Source organism: Shewanella schlegeliana (assembly GCF_016765635.1).
Taxonomy (GTDB): domain Bacteria; phylum Pseudomonadota; class Gammaproteobacteria; order Enterobacterales; family Shewanellaceae; genus Shewanella; species Shewanella schlegeliana.
In genome coordinates this window covers 500,780-520,024 of sequence record NZ_JAESVD010000002.1, presented here as the reverse complement: position 1 = coordinate 520,024, position 19,245 = coordinate 500,780, and the positions used below count along the sequence as shown (strand labels likewise).

At 46.8% G+C, this 19,245-nt stretch carries 13 protein-coding genes; 10 read left to right on the top strand and 3 right to left on the bottom strand.

What is annotated here, in order from left to right; genetic code table 11:
* Window positions 1-9 precede the first annotated feature (9 nt).
* On the top strand, window positions 10-5,301 hold the full coding sequence (locus JMA39_RS05220; protein ID WP_202720758.1) for a PAS domain S-box protein: 5,292 nt from the start codon (window positions 10-12) through the stop codon (window positions 5,299-5,301).
* Between the two features lie 104 nt (window positions 5,302-5,405).
* Complete coding sequence (locus JMA39_RS05215; RefSeq protein ID WP_202720757.1) at window positions 5,406-6,425, top strand: response regulator; 1,020 nt, start codon at window positions 5,406-5,408, stop codon at window positions 6,423-6,425.
* A gap of 75 nt (window positions 6,426-6,500) precedes the next feature.
* On the opposite strand, the gene ygfZ is transcribed toward JMA39_RS05215, so the two are convergent.
* Both ygfZ and serA read right to left on the bottom strand, forming a co-directional pair.
* The gene (gene ygfZ / locus JMA39_RS05210) at window positions 6,501-7,472 is read right to left on the bottom strand and encodes a tRNA-modifying protein YgfZ (RefSeq protein WP_202720756.1); all 972 of its coding nucleotides are present in this window, start codon (window positions 7,470-7,472) and stop codon (window positions 6,501-6,503) included.
* 155 nt (window positions 7,473-7,627) lie between these two features.
* Window positions 7,628-8,857, bottom strand: coding sequence for a phosphoglycerate dehydrogenase (gene serA / locus JMA39_RS05205; RefSeq protein WP_202720755.1), 1,230 nt, complete (start codon window positions 8,855-8,857; stop codon window positions 7,628-7,630).
* Window positions 8,858-9,113: 256 nt separating this feature from the next.
* On the opposite strand from serA, the gene JMA39_RS05200 reads away from it, so the two are divergent.
* The 7 genes from JMA39_RS05200 (at window position 9,114) to katB (ending at window position 16,651) form a co-directional block, all read left to right on the top strand.
* The gene (locus JMA39_RS05200) at window positions 9,114-9,728 is read left to right on the top strand and encodes a DUF2238 domain-containing protein (protein ID WP_237732614.1); all 615 of its coding nucleotides are present in this window, start codon (window positions 9,114-9,116) and stop codon (window positions 9,726-9,728) included.
* Window positions 9,729-9,939: 211 nt separating this feature from the next.
* Window positions 9,940-10,629, top strand: a complete 690-nt coding sequence (locus JMA39_RS05195; RefSeq protein ID WP_202720753.1) for a response regulator transcription factor — start codon at window positions 9,940-9,942, stop codon at window positions 10,627-10,629.
* A 536-nt stretch (window positions 10,630-11,165) separates the two neighbouring features.
* Entirely contained in the window at window positions 11,166-12,392 is a 1,227-nt protein-coding gene (locus tag JMA39_RS05190; RefSeq protein WP_202720752.1) for a NupC/NupG family nucleoside CNT transporter, read from the top strand.
* A gap of 80 nt (window positions 12,393-12,472) precedes the next feature.
* The gene (deoD, locus tag JMA39_RS05185; protein WP_202720830.1) at window positions 12,473-13,186 is read left to right on the top strand and encodes a purine-nucleoside phosphorylase; all 714 of its coding nucleotides are present in this window, start codon (window positions 12,473-12,475) and stop codon (window positions 13,184-13,186) included.
* A 397-nt stretch (window positions 13,187-13,583) separates the two neighbouring features.
* On the top strand, window positions 13,584-14,021 hold the full coding sequence (locus JMA39_RS05180; RefSeq protein ID WP_202720751.1) for a PaaI family thioesterase: 438 nt from the start codon (window positions 13,584-13,586) through the stop codon (window positions 14,019-14,021).
* 558 nt (window positions 14,022-14,579) lie between these two features.
* The gene (locus JMA39_RS05175; RefSeq protein ID WP_373316312.1) at window positions 14,580-14,861 is read left to right on the top strand and encodes a YgjV family protein; all 282 of its coding nucleotides are present in this window, start codon (window positions 14,580-14,582) and stop codon (window positions 14,859-14,861) included.
* 326 nt (window positions 14,862-15,187) lie between these two features.
* The gene (gene katB, locus JMA39_RS05170) at window positions 15,188-16,651 is read left to right on the top strand and encodes a catalase KatB (RefSeq protein ID WP_202720749.1); all 1,464 of its coding nucleotides are present in this window, start codon (window positions 15,188-15,190) and stop codon (window positions 16,649-16,651) included.
* Window positions 16,652-16,800: 149 nt separating this feature from the next.
* On the opposite strand, the gene JMA39_RS05165 is transcribed toward katB, so the two are convergent.
* A complete protein-coding gene (locus JMA39_RS05165) occupies window positions 16,801-17,355 on the bottom strand; it encodes a TMEM165/GDT1 family protein (protein WP_202720748.1) in 555 nt (184 codons plus the stop codon).
* Window positions 17,356-18,030: 675 nt separating this feature from the next.
* On the opposite strand from JMA39_RS05165, the gene JMA39_RS05160 reads away from it, so the two are divergent.
* Window positions 18,031-19,230, top strand: coding sequence for an amino acid permease (locus JMA39_RS05160; protein ID WP_202720747.1), 1,200 nt, complete (start codon window positions 18,031-18,033; stop codon window positions 19,228-19,230).
* Window positions 19,231-19,245: the final 15 nt, after the last annotated feature.

Below are 19,245 nucleotides of genomic sequence, written 5' to 3'. Positions count from 1 at the left end.
CTGTGGATTATGGATATGAGCAGACTTCGTACCTTTCGTAGCCGAATTTTGTCGCAAATGGCCCTGCCTCTGATTGCCATTATGGCGGTCGTTTTCGGTGTGAATGCGTGGATTAATTATCAAGACGAAGAGCAGGATATATATCAGTATCTCGGTCAAAAAGCCGAGAGTGCAGCGCTGCGATTACAGCACTTTCTCATCACCGCCGAAACCGATACTCGCTCATTTTCCGAACTCTTGACCGAGATGGGGAGTCGTGAAGAGCTCGCCAATGAAGTCATGCTTCAACAGCTGTTAAGCCACCGCCTTGAGCGCCATAGCGACTTCTATGGCAGTGCTATCGCGTTTCAAAAACAGTTTATCGAGGGGCGCGAGCTGTATGCTCCTTATGCCTATCGAGATCAAACCAAGGTTAGTCTGATGGATATCGGCGCCGATGGTTATGATTACACTAATGGTGATTGGGATTGGTGGAGCAAAGCTATCGATAATACCGATGGCTACTGGTCCCCTCCTTACCTCGACGAAGGAGCGGGTAACACCTTAATGGTGAGCTTCTCTCAGCCATTTGGTGATAAGCGACCTTTTTCGGGGGTGGTCACTGTCGATCTGGCGCTGAATTCTATCCCGAAGATGGTGGGAGTGTCGTCGAAACACATAGTAGTTATCGATGATAAAGACCAGCTTGTTTATCATCCGAATAACCTCCTACTCCTTGAGAGTGGTGCCGATAAATGGCTATCAAAATCTATTGAGAATCAGGCGTTTATCGACTTGGTTAATCGTGGGGAACCCGGTTACTCCTATATTGAAGATAGCTCTGGAAGCAAGTACCTTGCCAGTGTCGGCGTGGTTCCCGCCCTTAATTGGCGAGTGGTGATCATGACTTCTGAGCGCTTGCTGCATGGCGAGTTCCTCCGTGACTTTTCCTCCTTGAGCCTTAATCTTTTTTTACTTTCTATCCTGCTTTTACTGACTGGTTATATCACCTCTAGGCGTTTGACTCGGCCCATCGAAGAGTTGGAGGCCGGTATTGTCGCCTTCGGCGCCGGAGAAACTAAACGGATTAAAAAGCCTCGCGGAGCGGCGAGCGAAATTGCCACCTTGACTGATAAGTTTAACGATATGGCCGAGGTGTTGGAGGAGCGGGAAGAGGCGCTGTTAGACTCTCGAGGTAACCGTTTCGCCAAGTTAATCGATGGTATGAGTGATAAGTCTTTCTATTGTTCTGTGGCGCCAAGTGGAGTGATTGATCAAGTGAGTGATGGTGTTGAAAAGGTATTGGGAGTCACGCCAGATCTTCTTAAGCGCAAGTACCAGAGGATGTTTTCAGATAATCCCATCAACGAGCTCAATTGGCAGTATATGGATCGGGCTTTGCTTGGAGAGAATGTGCCGCCGCACCAGATAGAGATGATCGATGCCTTCGGCAAGTTGAGACGCTTAGATCTATTTATGCAGCCTCTGCTCTCTGATAATAAAGAGCTGCTCTCCATAGAGATGCTATTTAATGATGTGACCGAGCAGTTTTCTGCCGTCGCTTGGTCAAATGCGGTACTCGAGTCTGCGCCAGAGGCGATGCTGATTGTCGAAGAGTCGGGACAGCTGGTGTTTACCAACAGTCGCTGCCAACAGCTGTTTGGTTATGATGAAGAGCAGATGTTGGCAATGTCAGTGGATGCTTTAGTTCCTGATGCGGTTAGAGAGGGGCATGCCGAGCAGCGGGCCAAGTTTGTGGCTGAGGGGCGTGACCGCAAGATGGGGGCGGGCAACCCGTTATGCGCACGTCGAAGTGACGGTAGTGAGTTTCCGGTGGAGATCAGTCTAGGGCTGTTGCCAATAACCGATGATGGCAAGCGTCAGGTGGCTGCAACTGTTAGGGACATGACAGTTGAGCTTGAAGTCGCTCAGCGGATAAAAGATAGTGAAAGCCGCTTTAGAGGCTTAGTGACCAACATCCCGGGAGCTGTCTACCGTACCCGGATTGGCGAGAGCTGGGTGATGGAATATATCAGTAATAACATTAGTGATATTACTGGCTTCCCCGCATCGGACTTTATTGAAAATAGCAGTCGTGGTTTTGCTAGTTTGATTATCGAGCAAGATCTCGAGGCCACGACTCGAACTATTGAGGAGGCACTGCTAGCGCAAAAAAGCTTCGAAGTTCAATATCGAATTAAGCACCGAGATGGCAGTATCCATTGGGTTCATGAGAAAGGTAAGGCGAGTTACAGTGATGAGGGGGTCGCGCTTTGGTTTGATGGCAGCATTAACGACATCACTAGGAGTAAGTTAGCCCAAGAGGAGATCGTCCAGTCTCAACAGCAGCTGGAGACGATCACCGAATCGATCCCAAGTACCGTCTATCAGTTACATTGGTGCAGTAGCGGTGAGCGTACATTTACCTTCTTATCCAGTGCCTGTATCACCACCTTAGGTTTTCACCGTGATGAAGTCATGAATGATTTCGAGCGAGTGGCTGAGTGTATTATCAGCGACGAGCGCTCGCATATTTTAGAGGCGCTCTCGGGGAAGAGCAGTAAAGGGCTGCAGTGGACCGAAGAGTTTAGGTACCGCCACCCGATTGGTGAGATCCGCTGGCTTCAAGCGGGGGCTCGAGGAGATCTGCAGGCCGATGGTTGTATTATCTGGAACGGTTACTTGATGGATATAACTGACCGTAAACAGATTGATAAGGAGTTAGAAGATCGTGAGGCTCACTTTAGAGCACTTTTTGATAATGCGGGGATCGGTATCGTCAATGTCGATGAGCGCGGTAATATTCTCGACTGCAACGAGCAATTTAGTTTGTATATGCAGACAGATGTCGCCGAGTTAAAGAGTTGCTCTTTCTTTGATTTTCAGCACCTAGATGATCGTGAAAAGGCTAGAGAAGTATTTGCCGATCTTACCGATGGCGGCAGTGATAATGTGCTCACCGAGCTAAGATTGCTTAACCAGTCTGGGGAGTGTATCTGGATGGATATCACCCTGACCAAGCTGCAAGATCCCGATGGTAAATTAACCTCTGTTGTGCTGTCTATGGCCAATATCACCTCGTTGAAGCAGCTTTCAGAGGAGCTAAAGCAGGCGAAAGACAGCGCCGATGCGGCCAATCAGGCTAAGAGTGACTTCTTAGCCAATATGTCGCACGAAATTCGCACCCCGATGAATGCCATCATAGGTATGTCACAGCTCTGCTTGCAGACCGAACTGGACAGTAAGCAGCAAAACTATGTCCAGAAAATCGACAGAGCCTCTAAGTCTTTGCTGAGGATCATTAACGATATTCTCGACTTTTCTAAGATAGAGGCAGGCAAGCTTGATATTGAGTCTGTCGCCTTTCAGCTTGATACCTTGCTTGAGGACTTAAGTGATATGTTCTCGGTCAAGGCAACCGATAAGCGGCTCGAGTTGCTATTTGCTGTATCTCCTAATATTCCAAGGCAGTTGCAGGGCGATCCACTGCGCCTGAGTCAGGTACTTATCAATCTAATGAGTAACGCCATTAAGTTTACCGAGCAGGGAGAGGTGCTGCTGTCCATCAGTCAGCTAGAGCGTATCGAAGATGACATAGTGCTTAAATTTAGTGTGCGTGATAACGGTATAGGGCTCACTGAGGAGCAGCGTGAACGACTGTTTAAGTCCTTTAGTCAAGCGGATACCTCTACCACTCGAAAGTATGGCGGCACTGGGCTAGGTCTGGCTATCAGTAAGCAGCTGGTGGAACTGATGGGCGGCGAGATTGGTGTTGAAAGCCAGTTTGGCAATGGTAGTACCTTCTACTTTAGCGTGAAGCTGAAGGTTGCCAATAATCAGCTGTTAAAAGTGAAACGTGAGATCGAAGGGATGCGGATCTTGGTGGCGGATGATAACGCTACTGCTCGAGATATTATGCGTACCACCCTTGAGAGCATGGGCTTTAAGGTCGATGCCGTTAAGAGTGGTGCCGAAGCGATTGAGTATTGTCTACATACTGACTATCCGGTGGCGCTGATCGATTGGTTAATGCCGGAGATGAATGGAATCGAGGCCGCGCAGAAAATTCTATCTGGGAAAGATAATCCCCCCAAAATATTGATCGTCTCGGCCCATGCCAATGCCGAGTTTATCGAGCAGGTAGAGCACAGTGACATAGCCAGTTACATCACTAAACCCATCAGTGCTTCGCGCTTACTTGACGGTATCATGTCTTCACTCGGCCAAAATGGCGCAATGGTGGTTCGTCGCAAAGGGAGCGACATCAGCCAAGAGTTGCTTTTGCAGTTGCAGGGCAAGCGAGTTTTGTTGGTTGAAGACAATGATATGAATCAGGAGGTGGCCACCGAATTTCTTGAGCAGGTTGGGGTGGTGCTATCTATCGCCGAGAACGGTCAAGTGGCACTGGAAAAACTGGCAACGCAAAGCTTCGATCTGGTGCTGATGGATTGTCAGATGCCAGTGATGGATGGTTATCAAGCCACGCGAGAGCTAAGGAAAATGCCAGGGCTAGAAAAGCTCCCCGTAATTGCTATGACGGCGAATGCGATGGCAGGCGACAAGGAGATGTGTCTGCGAGCAGGCATGAATGACCATATCGCCAAACCTATTGAGGTGGCGAGACTCTATAGCACCTTGCTGCAGTATTTAGGCGATAGTCAGCAGGCTATTACGCTTACCAACTTAGATGGTAAGGAGAACGAAGATGTGCCGTTTTGGCCGGAGCATAAGGCGTTAGATATCGACAAAGGTTTGCAGCTGGTACAGAACTCTGTGCGGCTTTATCGCAGGATCTTCGAACGTTTCCATAGTGGTAAAAGTCATATCGCCGAGGAGATAGAGTCAGCGCTTAGCCAAGGTAAGACCGATGACGCGATCCGCTATGCCCATACCCTGAAAGGCGTGTCTGGTAATTTGTGCTCGCCTCTATTAGTCGATCTAGCCAGTCAGCTTGAGGCTAAGCTGCAAGACTCACCAACGGCAGATGTGACAGATGAACTGAGTCAGATAGCCGAGCTAACGACATCGATATGTGCGGCAATTGCGAGCTGGCAGGCGAGTTTGGATGACGCTGTTGAGGTCGAGGCCAGTGGCGCACCAGAGTCTTTGTTGTCGGATAAGGAACTGAATCAGGAAGTGACACAGTTATTGCTGATGTTAGAGGAGGCTGATTCTGATGCGGTTGAGAAAATGAATCAAATTCGAGTGCAGGTCTCCCAGTCGCTATGGCAGAAGATGAGTCCTGCTGTAGCCATGGTTAACAGCTATCAGTTTGATGAGGCGGCAGAGCTGATTCAAGAGCTGTTTAAAGACAGGTCATGACAGTAAAAATATCATAAGTCACTTAAGCTGTTTTAGTGCCAAGCATAATAAGTGAGCAGCTATACTTGATTGCTAGTGTGAATACTAAAAGGAGAGATGGTTTAATGGATAAGGCCACCATTTTAGTTGTGGATGATACCCCCGAGAATATTGATATTTTAGTTGGGATATTAGGAGGGGACTACCGAGTTAAGGTCGCGATTGATGGCCCCAAAGCCCTTGCTTTAGCGAGCAAAACCACACCGGATCTTATTCTTCTGGATGTGATGATGCCGGGAATGAATGGCTATGAGGTATGTAAGCGACTAAAGCAAGAGCCATTAACTTGCCATATCCCCGTCATCTTTGTCACCGCCCTTAGTGATGTCGCCGATGAGACGCAAGGGTTTGAGCTCGGCGCCGTCGATTACATTACAAAACCGGTTAGTGCGCCTGTTGTGAAGGCGAGGGTAAAAACCCATTTGGCTCTCTATGATCAGAAACGCTTACTGGAGCAGGAAGTTAAAGTTCGGACCAAAGAGCTCGAAGAAACACGTTTCGAGATCATTCGTCGTCTTGGTCGCGCCGCTGAATATAAAGATAACGAGACTGGCTTACATGTCATTAGAATGAGTCACTATGCGCGCTTGTTGGCGGTTCAATCGGGTTTACCTGAATACTATTGCGAGCTGATTTACAATGCTGCGCCTATGCATGATATTGGTAAAATAGGCACACCAGACTCTATTTTAAAAAAGCCAGCTAAGCTCGATGATGCTGAGTGGACGGAGATGCAGCTTCACGCCGAAATCGGCGCCGAGATCATCGGTGAGCACAATGATCCATTGCTGGAGATGGCGCGTCGAATCGCCTTAACACATCACGAGAAATGGGATGGTAGCGGTTACCCCAATGGGCTGTCGGCTGAGGAGATCCCAATAGAGGGACGGATTGTGGCGATTGCCGATGTGTTTGACGCTTTAACTTCAATTCGTCCCTACAAGAAAGCGTGGACGGTGGAGGCGACCATGGCCTTAATCGAGGATGAAGCTGGAAAGCAGTTTGACCCAGAGTTAGTGGAACACTTTAAGCAGATAACTGATGAGCTGACTAAAGTTCGCGATGCCCACAATGAGACTGAATAGCAATTTAGCCGCTGAAAACGAGGGCAAATAAAAAGGCGCATTAAGCGCCTTTTCTGTTATGACAAACTCACTCAGTTACTCTTGCTCTTCTAGTGAGTAAGGTAGAGCTATTAGTGTCAGTTCAGATTGGTCGTCATCAGCAACGCGTAACTTGGCATCGAGCTGAGTATCGTTAGCCAGTACCGCAGTCAATAGCACCAGACCATCGCGTTGAACCGCTTCGATAATTGTGCCTGCGCGGCGGAAGCCTTCACCATCTTCAAGTGCAATTTCAAGCTGGCTGTCGTTAGTTAATGGCGTAGATACACTGCCACTGACGATGTAAAGTGCGCGCTTGTTGCCACCGCGATACTTCATTCTAGCAATCGTCTCTTGGCCCATATAGCAGCCCTTATTGAAGCTGATCCCATTGATAGCTTGGACGTTACACATCTGGGGGACAAACTGCCCTTGATGGTTAGCACCTAGGTTTGGATAACCCGCAGCGATTTCCAGTGCCTGCCATGCAGTAGCATCATAGATAGGTTGTTCGATAGCACTGATAAGTGATGCGGCTTGGCCTTGTTCAATCGCGACAATATAACGACCAGCATCGTGGATGATCATGCCGCCATCGATTAAAGTCAGTTCATGGTTTAGCTCGCCAAACTGTGCGGTTAACCATGTCGTAGCTTGTTCACCTGCCACACCCAGTAATAACCAGTCTGCAGTGACATCCGTTAATTCAGCCTTACTAAATACTGCGTATTTCTGCAGTTGCGGTAGATCCAGTGCCAAGGTGTCTTTTGGCATCATCAAGAATAGGGTGCCATCTTTAGCGAAGGTTCTAAAGCTCGCTAGCATCTTACCTTTAGGATCACAATGTGCGCCCCAGCGCCATTGGTCTTGCTCGAGTGAGCTGATATCGGTCGTGACTTGGCCGTGAATAAAGCTGCGACCTTGCTCTCCTGTGACCGAGATTAAACCTAAGTGCGTTAGTTCAGAGAAAAGCAGTTCAGGCTGTTGTCCATTTAGAGGCCAAGTTGGCTGAGAAGTTGACAAGGTCATAAGAAGATCCAAGAGTTAAACCAAAGAGGGTAATGATTGTACCGCTAAATTGATACTGCGCAAGCTTGCCAGTTCAAACATTTCGCGCTGCAAAAATAAAGGCCGTATAACCTGAGTTATACGGCCTTATTCATCGACTTAAACCAAGTGCAAATTTAGTGAAGCAAACGGGTTCTAATCGTGCCTTCAATCGCTTGCAGCTCAACTAATGCATCTTCAGCCTGATCTGAGTCCACTTCCATTACCACGTAACCGATCTCAGAGGTTGTCTGTAGATACTGTGCGGCGATGTTGATGCCTTTCTCTGCAAACGCCGAGTTAATCTGGATAAGAATACCGGGACGGTTATGGTGAATATGCAGTAGACGTGAAGTGCCAGAGTGCTGCGCAAGGGAAACTTCTGGGAAGTTTACCGCAGTCATGGTCGAGCCATTGTCTGAGTACTTAGCCAGTTTACCGGCAACTTCGACACCGATATTTTCCTGTGCCTCTGCCGTGCTGCCACCCACGTGAGGTGTGAGCAACACATTGTCTAAGCCACGTAGTGGGCTGAGGAACTCATCATCATTTGACTTAGGTTCAACTGGGAATACGTCAATTGCCGCGCCCGCCAGATGCTCCTCTTTCAATGATGCCGCTAGGGCATCGATATCGACCACAGTACCACGGGAGGCATTGATCAAAATGCTGCCTTTACGCATGCAGGCGAGCTCTTCAAAGCCGATCATCTCTTTAGTTTGTGGCGTCTCAGGTACATGCAAGCTGACAACATCTGCAAGGGATAATACCTGCTGCAGTGAATGCACCTGCTGGGCGTTACCCAGTGGCAACTTGTCTTCGATATCGAAGAAGATCACTCGCATACCTAAGGTTTCTGCAAGAATACCTAGCTGAGTACCAATGTGGCCGTAGCCTATGACACCTAAAGTCTTGCCACGGGCCTCATAACTGCCTGAGGCACTCTTTAGCCAGCCCCCGCGATGAGCCAAGGCGTTACGCTGCGGGATCCCGCGCAGTAACATGATGATTTCACCCAGCACTAGCTCTGCCACACTGCGGGTGTTAGAGAATGGCGCATTGAATACTGGGATCCCCAGTTTTTCTGCGGCAGATAAGTTAACTTGGTTAGTACCAATACAGAAACAACCAATACCGACGAGTTTGTCTGCTTGGGATAGTACTTCTTCAGTCAATTGGGTACGGGAGCGGATACCAATGAAATGTGCATCTTTAACAGCAGCGTGTAGTTCATCTTCAGCTAGTGATGCTTTGTGATATTCAATGTTGGTGTAACCCGCACGTTCAAATACATCTACCGCAGATTGGTGGACGCCTTCCAACAGCAGGATCTTAATTTTATCCTTGTCCAGCGAATGTTTCGCCATGATTTATGTACCCTTTTAGTTTATATGTATTATGTATACTTAATGCCACGGCAGAGACGACTAAACTCTACGTTGTAGGAGTGGTTTGGGTATAGACTGTCAATGTACTAAGGACTGTAAAGCCTTCACAACCGAAATTTACTTCGAAAGCGTAACAGAGGTAACAAAGTAGCACTTTTTTTTGTGGCTGTGGAGGGCTAGATGGCTAAAGTGTTTATTCTTAATTTAGAACAATATGGTATATAAGGGAGATATTTTGAATAAAAGCACTGTGTGGCTAGTGATATTCTTCGCCGTATTGATCTGGTCGGGGATAGATCCTAAGGATCAATTTACCTGGTTTTTAGAGGTGGCACCGGCCTTAATTGCCCTGCCTATTTTGATCTATACCCGTAATAGTTTTGCCTTAACCAGTTTGGCCTATGGATTGATCTTGGTTCACTGCATTATCTTGATGGTGGGTGGGCATTACACTTATGCCGAAGTGCCGCTGTTCGATTGGATTAGCGATTGGACGGGAGGTGAGCGTAATAACTACGACAAGGTCGGGCATTTTGCCCAGGGCTTTGTTCCGACTATTTTGGCTCGAGAGATATTTATCCGCTTGAGTGTGGTTAAGGTTGGCGCCTGGTGTAACTTTCTAGCCATTTGTTTTGCTTTGGCATTTTCTGCTTTTTATGAGCTTATCGAGTGGTGGGTTGCCGAGTTAACTGGCGAAGATGCCGAGGCATTTTTAGGTACTCAAGGCTATGTGTGGGATACACAGTCAGATATGGCGATGGCATTAATCGGTGCTATATCGGCAATCGTATTCCTCAGTCGTTTGCATGATAAGGCGCTAAGTGCAAAGCCTAGAGCTGCGAAGTTATGATAAGCTGATTGGCTACCAAGGAATTAAAAAGGCAGTTACAGCCTTTAGCGGGTCACATGATGTGTCTCGTATGGATGAATAAAAAATAATGCCGTAGTAAATAGTGCTATTTATGGCCACAGGCTCTCATGTTATCTCAGACTCGTTTCTGAATTAACATCGGAGCTTGTTCTATTTAGCGTACAGGCAAAACTTTTCAGGGAGAAAAGTAATGAGTAAAATTGATGAGATTGTCTTTCTTCATCAGGTGGCATCTCCTTGCCACTTAGCAATCCTCGCAGAGTCAATAGGACTTAAAACACGCGTCCTGTCTAACGTCGAACAGTTAGAAAATAACGCCAAAGTGAATAGCTTTTACCTATTATCACAACAGGGTGCCGCACTCGATGCTAACGGAATCCCACTTATTGCCAGCCAAATGGTTAAGCATGTTCCTGTCGCCTTATATCAAGTCGAGCGAGAGCAGTTGGCCGCCGATGCTGCTTTGTTGATGGGGATCCGTGGTTTGTTATTTACCGAAGAGCGCATGGATCTCCTTTTAACAGGGTTGCGTAAGATGCTGGCCGATGAGTTGTGGTTCGATCGTCCCCTAATGAGTCAGATGTTACGTCAATTGATCCGTCGAAATGAAGCCCCCGATGAACTGTCCGAGCAAAGTTCGGAAATGCTGCAACTGCTTACCAAGCGAGAGAAAACCATTATCGAGCTAGTATCCGGTGGATCGCGTAATAAAGAGATCGCCAATGCGCTGAGCATCAGTGAGCACACGGTTAAAGCGCACATCTCCTCTATTTTTAGAAAGACTCAGGCGAGAAATCGAGTCGAGCTATTGCGATGGGCACAATCTTTTCAGCGCCAACTAGGTAGCCCGGCCTTAAGTCATTATGCAGAGCATTTATAGGTGCTAGTTTTTGGGAAGGTAAAGCAGGAGAGAGGGCAGGCTTTGGGTCCTAGAATCTGCTTTCCTAGGTGCTTCTTTTAAAGTCTGCCTTAATTTAGGTTTAAGCTCCGTCAGTTAATAATGACTTAAAGATGTGGCTAGCATCTCTACCTCCATGTTATTAGCTAGCGAAGTTTTAGCTAAATGAGTCCAAAGTGATCGAGTTTTTGTCATTTTTTAAGTTGTAAACTTTCAGTATTGTAGTTGTTTGATCTATTTTTTGAGCTTGTAGAGCCAAAAAATACAATTTATAAGCTGCTTATTTTTTAGTCCTTATGTTGATATTTATTTAATCTAGTAATTACTCTGTAGGTTTACAGTTGCCTTTCTGTTTTTTGTTTATTGTGTTTTCTTTGTTTTTCACCCATTTCATCATGGTTTGCTATTCAAGACGATAAAACCTTCGTTTATCTTCGCCAAATTCGAGCAATTTCCTTGCAGCAAAATTCCGTCTGTATACACTGCCGTCATATTGATATTTAAATGGTAATAAATGTATGGAAGTTTTCATCAGTTTGTTCGGCATGCTTTGTCTTGTTGGCTTAGCGGTTGCATTATCAGAAAATAGAAAAGCAATTAACCCTAGAACAGTACTGGGTGCGCTGGCATTTCAAGTCGCCTTTGGTGCCTTTGTTATGTATGTGCCTATGGGGCAGGCGGTGCTTGATGGTGCATCAAATGGTGTGATGCATGTTATCGGCTATGCCAATGAAGGCTTAGCATTCCTATTTGGTGATCTGGCTAAATTTGGTGTTGGCTTTATTTTTGTGATTAACGTGCTGTTTGTTGTGGTTTTCATCAGCTCATTGATCGCCGTACTTTATTATCTTGGCATCATGCAGCTGGTTATTGGCTTGATTGGTGGCGGTTTATCTAAGCTTTTAGGCTCAAGCCGTGCAGAATCTTTGTCTGCAACAGCAAACATCTTCGTTGGTCCAATCGAAGCGCCATCTATGGTGAGACCTTTCGTTAAGCACATGACTCGCTCTGAGTTATTTGCGGTGATGACTGGTGGTTTAGCTTCAGTCGCTGGTGGCACCATGATTGGTTATATCCAGATGGGTGTTGACGTTAAGTACGTACTAACTGCAGCCTTTATGACGGCGCCAGCGGGTCTACTATTTGCTAAGTTGATGTGGCCAGAAACAGAAACGCCGCAAAATGACATCAAGAAAGTGATGGACGATGTCACTGATAAACCAGCCAACGTACTTGACGCAGCCGCTGGCGGCGCAGCAATGGGCATGCAGCAAGTATTGTCTGTATCGGCACTGCTATTAGCCTTCGTAGCCCTTATCGCCATGGTTAACGGTATATTAGGTGGCATAGGTGGTTGGTTTGGTATTGAAGACCTAACTATGCAAGCTATCTTAGGCTACCTATTAGCACCGCTAGCCTGGGTGATGGGTGTGCCTTGGAGTGAAGCGACACAAGCGGCATCATTTATCGGCCAGAAGATGGTGATCAACGAGTTCGTAGCCTATATCGATTTCTTGAAAGTGGCCGATCAGCTATCAGAAAAGACCCAAATTATCATCAGTTTTGCTCTATGTGGCTTCGCTAACATCGGCTCACTGGCCATGGTAATTGGTGGTTTAGCGGCACTTTGCCCTGAGCGTCGCCATGACTTAAGTGCTCTAGGTATGAAGGCGCTGATTGCTGCTGCTCTAGCGAACTTAATGAGCGGTACCATCGCAGGTCTACTTTATAGCTTAGCGGGCTAAGTGTTTAACAAAGAACAATATTTTGTAAACGGTGCTTGTTTATAGCGCAAACAAGCATCTTATTTTTTTGTAAGGAAAGTATCATGACTCCACATATCAATGCCGAAAACGGCGCATTTGCTAAAACTGTATTAATGCCTGGTGACCCACTAAGAGCAAAATACATTGCAGAAAACTTCTTAGAAAATGCCGTGCTAGTGACTGACGTACGTAATATGTTGGGTTATACCGGCGAATATAAAGGCAAGAAGATCTCTGTGATGGGCTCTGGTATGGGCGTGCCATCTATCTCTATCTACGCGAAAGAGCTGATCACCGAGTATGGTGTTGAGAATATTATCCGTATCGGTTCTTGTGGCGCTGTGAGCGACAAGATCAAGTTGATGGACGTGGTGATGGCGATGGGCGCAAGCACTGACTCTGCAGTAAACAGAACTCGTTTTGCTAACACTGATTTCGCTATGATTGCTGACTTTAACTTGTTGAAGCGTGCTGCAGACTCTGCTGAAAAGTTAGGTGCTAGCTACCATGTTGGTAACTTGTACTCTTCAGATCTGTTCTACTGTGCAGACGAAACACGTTACGACTTCATGGAAAAGTACGGTATCTTAGGTGTCGAGATGGAAGCTGCTGGCCTTTACGGCGTAGCGACAGAGTTTGGTGCTAACGCACTGGCTATGATGACAGTTACCGATCACCTTCGCCAAGGCTTGCACCTAACGGCAGAAGAGCGTCAGCAAACCTTAAACGATATGATCAAGCTCACGTTAGATGCTGTTGAAGATCTTCTTTAATAAAGAATTAAGCTTGGCAAGATAGGCTGCTCGACCATTTACAAAGAAACATAGATCAGCTTATCTCTTTACCCTCAGGTCCGCGATTATGCACACTAAGTTGGATTACGTAATCGACAAAAAATATTAAGTATTCTCGCGGACCAACTCTGTTTTCCCCTATAGATTTCCCTCATAGCCTCATAGCCATTAGCCATTAGCCATTAGCCATTAGCCATTAGCCCAGATTGCTAACGAATCTTGTGCCACTTTTAGCTAGTAAGTTACATAGTTAGTGCTGTGAGTCGATTCACAAGGCTTTGCTCTATTAGCAGTTTCAAGATCCCGCCTGACAAAGTAGACTGTGGCCAATATTGAGAATTAATAACAGTCAACAATAACATAGTGGAAGTTAAATATGTCGATTTGGTTTAAGCCTGTAACCCTTGAAGTCTGCGCAAAAATGGATGCTGGTATGCACGGTAAAGGCACCCTGATGCAGACGCTTGGGATCACCATTACCGAGATCGGTGATGACTATATGAAGGCGACTATGCCTGCGACTCCCGCAGTGCACAATCCACTTGGCATCGTTCATGGTGGCGCCAATGTGGCACTGGCTGAAACCGTTGCAAGCTACGCGGCTAATTTCGCGGTCGATTTTGAAAATTATTACTGTGTCGGCCAGGAGATCAACGCCAATCACCTTAAAGCCTCCCGTAATGGCACGCTTACAGCCACGGCTAAAGCGGTGCACTTAGGGAAGCGTAGCTCGGTTTGGGAAGTGCTTATTCATAATAGTGCCGGTGAGCTGTGCTGTATCTCTCGTATGACTGCCGCGGTGGTTAAGCGTTAAGTTTTACAGTTTTAGTTAAGCATCGAACAGCAGGCGTGCTGCTGTATGTGATCTATCATTCCCCATGACTGCCGCGGTGGTTAAGCGTTAAGTTTTACAGTTTTAGCTAAGCATCGAACAGCAGGCGTGCTGCTGTATGTGATCTATCATTCCCCATGACTGCCGCGGTGGTTAAGCGCTAGGCTGCTTTAGTGCTTTAGTGCTTTAGTGCTTTAGTGCTTTAGTGCTTTAGTGCTTTAGTGCTTTAGTGCTTTAGTGCTTTAGTGCTTTACTGTTTTGCCTAGCACCTAGCACCTAGCACCTAGCACCTAGCACCTAGCACCTAGCACCTAGCACCTAGCACCTAGCACCTAGCACCTAGCACCTAGCACCTAGCACCTAGCATCTTAGTGTCGAGTAACAACAAGGCTGTTGTATTTGATCTATCATTCTTATGACAGCCGCAGTGATTAAACGCTAAGCCAAAATTAATTTACGCTAGGCTTGTTTCTGCGGCTAATTTTTGCCCATACTTACTCTATCGTTAATGAGCATGATTTGCGGTCTACAGTGCTGTGGATCAATTCTCAAGCTAAGTCACTAGGAGTGGGCATGGATAACGCAACAATATGGGAATGGGTTGGCTATCTGGCGTCTGTCGTCGTCGCAATATCCTTGATGATGTCCAACATCAAAAAGCTGCGCTGGTGGAATCTGGTTGGTGCGGCGCTGTTCGTGGCATACGGACTCGCTATCGATGCAATTCCGGTGGCTTTGGTTAACTTCTTTATCGTACTTATCGATGCCTATTATTTAGTTAAACTCTATAAGGCTGAAACTAAATTAAAGAGTCAAACCTAGGCGCTACTAGCATAGGGAGAGCAGTTGTGACGCTCAGTCGCTGTTTTCCCGGCTCGCATATATCTTCAATTTACCTGATCTGGTTACCCAACTCGTTCTAATCTGAGCTTTCTAATTAAAACTCCCTAATTAAAACCTCCTAATCTAAATTTCAGTTTAGAGTTATCTGCTTTAATCGTTTTTAAATCTTTAAATTACTCATTAAGATTACTCCATCACTTAAGGCCTACCTGTTATAGCGTTTACACGCAGGAGATAAACCATGGCCACAATTTTTGATTTAATCGAAACTTGGCTCGAGACAAGCCAAGACTGAGGAGTAATGTATGAGTCAGCAAAACCGAGTTCTTACCACACAAAATGGCGCACCAATCAGTGATGACCAAAATTCACTATCTGCGGGAGAGCGTGGTCCGCTACTGCTGCAAGATTGGCACCTAATTGAGAAGCTTGCGCATTTCAACCGCGAGCGCATTCCTGAGCGTATTGTGCATGCAAAGGGTACTGGTGTTTACGGTACATTCACGCTGACTCGTGATATGAGCGACTATACCATTGCTGACCACTTTAACGGTGTGGGTAAGCAGACAGAAACTTTCGTGCGTTTCTCAACGGTAGGTGGTGAGATGGGCAGCGCTGATGCTGAACGTGATCCTCGCGGCTTTGGTTTACGTTTTTACACTGAGCGTGGTAATCACGATATCGTGGGTAACAACACGCCGACGTTCTTCCTGCGTGATGGCATTAAGTTCCCAGACTTTATTCATACTCAAAAGCGCAATCCGCAAACAAATCTTAAAGATCCTCATGCGATGTGGGACTTTTGGGCACTAAACCCAGAAGCTATGCATCAAGTGACTGTCTTGATGTCAGACCGAGGCATTCCGGCAAACTACCGTCAAATGCACGGCTATGGCTCGCACACATTCTCTTTCTGGAATGCAGAAGGTGAGCGTTTCTGGGTTAAGTTCCACTTTAAGACTAAGCAGGGCATCGCCAACTTAACCGCTGAGCAGGCCGATATCCTTAAAGGCATCGACCCAGACTCATCACAGCGTGACATGGTTGCCGCTATCACCGACGGTAACTTCCCTAAGTGGGCGGTTAAAGTGCAGATCATGCCAGAAGCGGATGCCAATACCTATAAGCTCAACCCGTTTGACCTGACTAAAGTCTGGCCACACGCCGATTATCCGTTGATTGAAATCGGTGAGTTAGAGCTAAACCGTTTACCACAAAACTACTTTGCTGAGGTTGAGCAGGTGGCGTTAGCGCCAAGCAACTTAGTGCCAGGCGTGGGGGCGTCACCAGACAAGATGCTACAAGCGCGTTTATTTGCTTATGCAGACGCACAACGTTACCGCATTGGTGCCAATTACAACCAGTTACCGGTTAACTGCCCACATGCAACTACGGCGAATCATCATCAGCGCGGCGGCGCGATGGCTGGCACACAATGCCCATTCTCAGGTAGCCAAACAGGTGGTGATGCGAGTCGTAACTACGGCCCAAACAGTTACGATGGTCTGCAAGACCAAGCGCAATTTGCCGAGCCACCACTGCGTTTAGATGGTGAAGCAAACCGTTACAGCCGTTACGACCAAGATGATTTCAGTCAAGCGGGCGACCTATATCGCTTATTGCCTGAAGATGAGAAGGCGAGATTGGTTGCTAACATTGTCAGCACATTAAGTGTCGTGAGCGAAGCGACTCAGAATAAGATGGTTGAGCACTTCAGCGCCGCAGACAGCGATTATGGCCAGCGAGTAAAAGAAGCGTTAAAGGGTTAATCAGGCTAAGAAAGGTTCTAGGTGAAAGCTGGTTCTAGGTCCTAGGAAAAGCAGGAGCTAAGATCTGAAAAGCTAAAGGCAAAACAGTGGATGCTGTTTTGCCTTTTTGTATTTTGTTTGTGCTAGAACCTAGAACCTAGAACCTTTCTTTAAAACACCAAAGTCGCGACACCGAGCAGTGCAAATAGGACGGCGCAGCCGCGATGGATCCAGCTCATGGGCAGCTTTTCGGCGCTAAAGTGCCCGGCTATGACCACTGGAACGTTGGCAATGAGCATGCCCAAAGTGGTACCCATCACCACCATGGCTAAGGCATCGTATTTGGCCGATAGCACCACGGTAGCAATCTGGGTCTTATCGCCCATTTCGGCGATAAAGAATAGAATAAAGGTGGCTATAAACGGTCCCATGGCATAGAAACGGCTCTCTTCGGCATCGACTTTGTCGGGAATTAATACCCATAGCGCGATGGCGAAGAAAGAACCTGCAACTAAGTAGCGTCCCATTTCGGGGCTGATCCAAGAGATGGCCCATTGACCAAGCCAAGCGGCGGCAAAGTGATTAACTAAAGTAGACAGAAATATGCCGAGAATAATGGCAGTCTTGTTTTTAAAGCGAGCGGCTAAGATTAGTGCTAATAGCTGAGTCTTATCACCGATTTCGGCGATGGCAACGGTAAGCGTCGAGGCGAGCAGAGCTTCCAAGGTTCAATCCTATAATGGGGACAAATAGCAAACTCTAAGCACAGCAACTCTTCCCCAAATTAAGAGGTGCGGTGCTCAGGTCTTGCTGGGCACATTGAATGCGAATGGCATTAATGGCTGTATGTACCATGGCATGTGGCCAATTATGTTGATACATACTCGGTAGTAGACTTAAGTTATCCTTGAGTCATGCACCGATAGCTACTCCCCTGAAGCGGAGGCGACATTATAGCGACTTACTTTTTTTTATCAACGTCGACTAGGATGGCGCGCAAATTTTTTGGCAAAACAAGCAAAACGTAATGTAACTGCTGCTTAAGTTTTACATTGATGTTGCCAACTCGTGCTAAGTTGATTTTAACTGCTCTAGATGGCTTGCTAGCAGGGAATACAGCTGTTAATGTCACTCACAGTCATTTTTTAGAGAAAGAGCCGTAATGAAGCAATTCAATCTGTATTTTCCACGATTTATCCAGCCTCAGTGGCTAAGTTGATAAGGTGAATACACGTATTATTTAACTAGCCGTTGGGGCCAATTGGAATCGCTAAGGTTGATTTTGACCAGATTCGATTGGGGGCTGTTAATGATGTTGTTAGCTTGCAAAATCCTCTCCCTCAAAGTCGTTCTAAATCTGACCTACCTAAATAAAAAATAAAATTTAACAGGACAATTTTGTGAACTCAAAAATACTTGGCTCTATTGCCATAGTTGCCGGCACGGCAATTGGTGGTGGCATGTTGGCATTACCACTGGCAACCGCTTCATTAGGTACCATCCCCGCACTGCTTTTACTTATCGCTATCTGGGGCGTATCTATTTATACCTCCCTATTAATGCTTGAAATTAACCTACGTGTCGGTGTGGGCCTAAACCTGCATAGCATCACGGGGAAAACCTTAGGTAAGCTAGGTCAGCTTATTCAAGGCGGCTCATTCTTAAGCCTGTTGTTTGCACTTACCATGGTCTATCTGATGGGCGGTTCTTCACTGCTTGAATCTAAGATGGAGCTGGTGGGCATGAAGATGGACAATCAACTCGCCGTACTGGTGTTCACGGCGGTTTTTGGTGGCTTCATTGCCGTCGGTGTCGGTTGGATCGATAAAGTCTCACGCGTGTTGTTCAGCACCATGATCGCACTGCTGGTTGTTGTCGTCGCCTACTTGATGCCAGAAGTCGACATGGGCATGATGATGACCAATACCACAGAAGGCTTGGTTGATGGGCGTGATCTGACTAACCTATGGCTGGCGGCGATTCCAATTGTGTTCACCTCTTTCGGTTTCCATGTCTGTATCGCGACTATCGTGCGCTACCTAGACGGCGATGCTATGTCGCTGCGTAAGGTATTGATTATCGGTTCGACCATTCCGCTAGTGTGCTATATCCTCTGGTTAGTGGTGACCCTAGGTACCTTAGGCGGCAAAACTGTCCATGAGTTTGATGGTTCGCTGCCATTGCTTGTGACGGCACTACAAGGTGTTGCCGAGTCTTCAATCTTGAAGCATTTCATCGATCTATTTGCCAACCTAGCACTGGTAACTTCGTTCCTTGGCGTAACCATGAGCCTGTTTGATTATGTTGCCGAGCTGACTCGCGCGAAAGAGAGCTGGAAAGGGCGTGCACAGACTTGGTTATTGACCTTCATTCCACCGCTACTTTGTGCGCTTTACTATCCAGATGGTTTCTTCAAAGTGTTAGGCTTTGCGGCGATCCCGCTGGTTGTGATGATTATCTTCCTACCGATTGCGATGGCATTGGGTCTGCGTAAACAAAACCTAGGTGGTTATCAGGTATCGGGTGGCAACGCGGCACTGGGCTTAGCGGCCATTGCAGGCTTAACTATTATTTTGGCTCAGCTATGGGTTGCACTATAGTAAATGCTGGCATCA

Excerpts from the sequence above, each read along its gene's own strand:
- JMA39_RS05190 (WP_202720752.1), top strand. The coding sequence starts at position 11,166 with ATGGAAGTTTTCATCAGTTTGTTCGGCATGCTTTGTCTTGTTGGCTTA.
- JMA39_RS05220 (WP_202720758.1), top strand. The coding sequence starts at position 10 with ATGGATATGAGCAGACTTCGTACCTTTCGTAGCCGAATTTTGTCGCAA.
- JMA39_RS05215 (WP_202720757.1), top strand. The coding sequence starts at position 5,406 with ATGGATAAGGCCACCATTTTAGTTGTGGATGATACCCCCGAGAATATT.
- JMA39_RS05195 (WP_202720753.1), top strand. The coding sequence starts at position 9,940 with ATGAGTAAAATTGATGAGATTGTCTTTCTTCATCAGGTGGCATCTCCT.
- JMA39_RS05180 (WP_202720751.1), top strand. The coding sequence starts at position 13,584 with ATGTCGATTTGGTTTAAGCCTGTAACCCTTGAAGTCTGCGCAAAAATG.
- serA (WP_202720755.1), bottom strand. The coding sequence starts at position 8,857 with ATGGCGAAACATTCGCTGGACAAGGATAAAATTAAGATCCTGCTGTTG.
- katB (WP_202720749.1), top strand. The coding sequence starts at position 15,188 with ATGAGTCAGCAAAACCGAGTTCTTACCACACAAAATGGCGCACCAATC.
- ygfZ (WP_202720756.1), bottom strand. The coding sequence starts at position 7,472 with ATGACCTTGTCAACTTCTCAGCCAACTTGGCCTCTAAATGGACAACAG.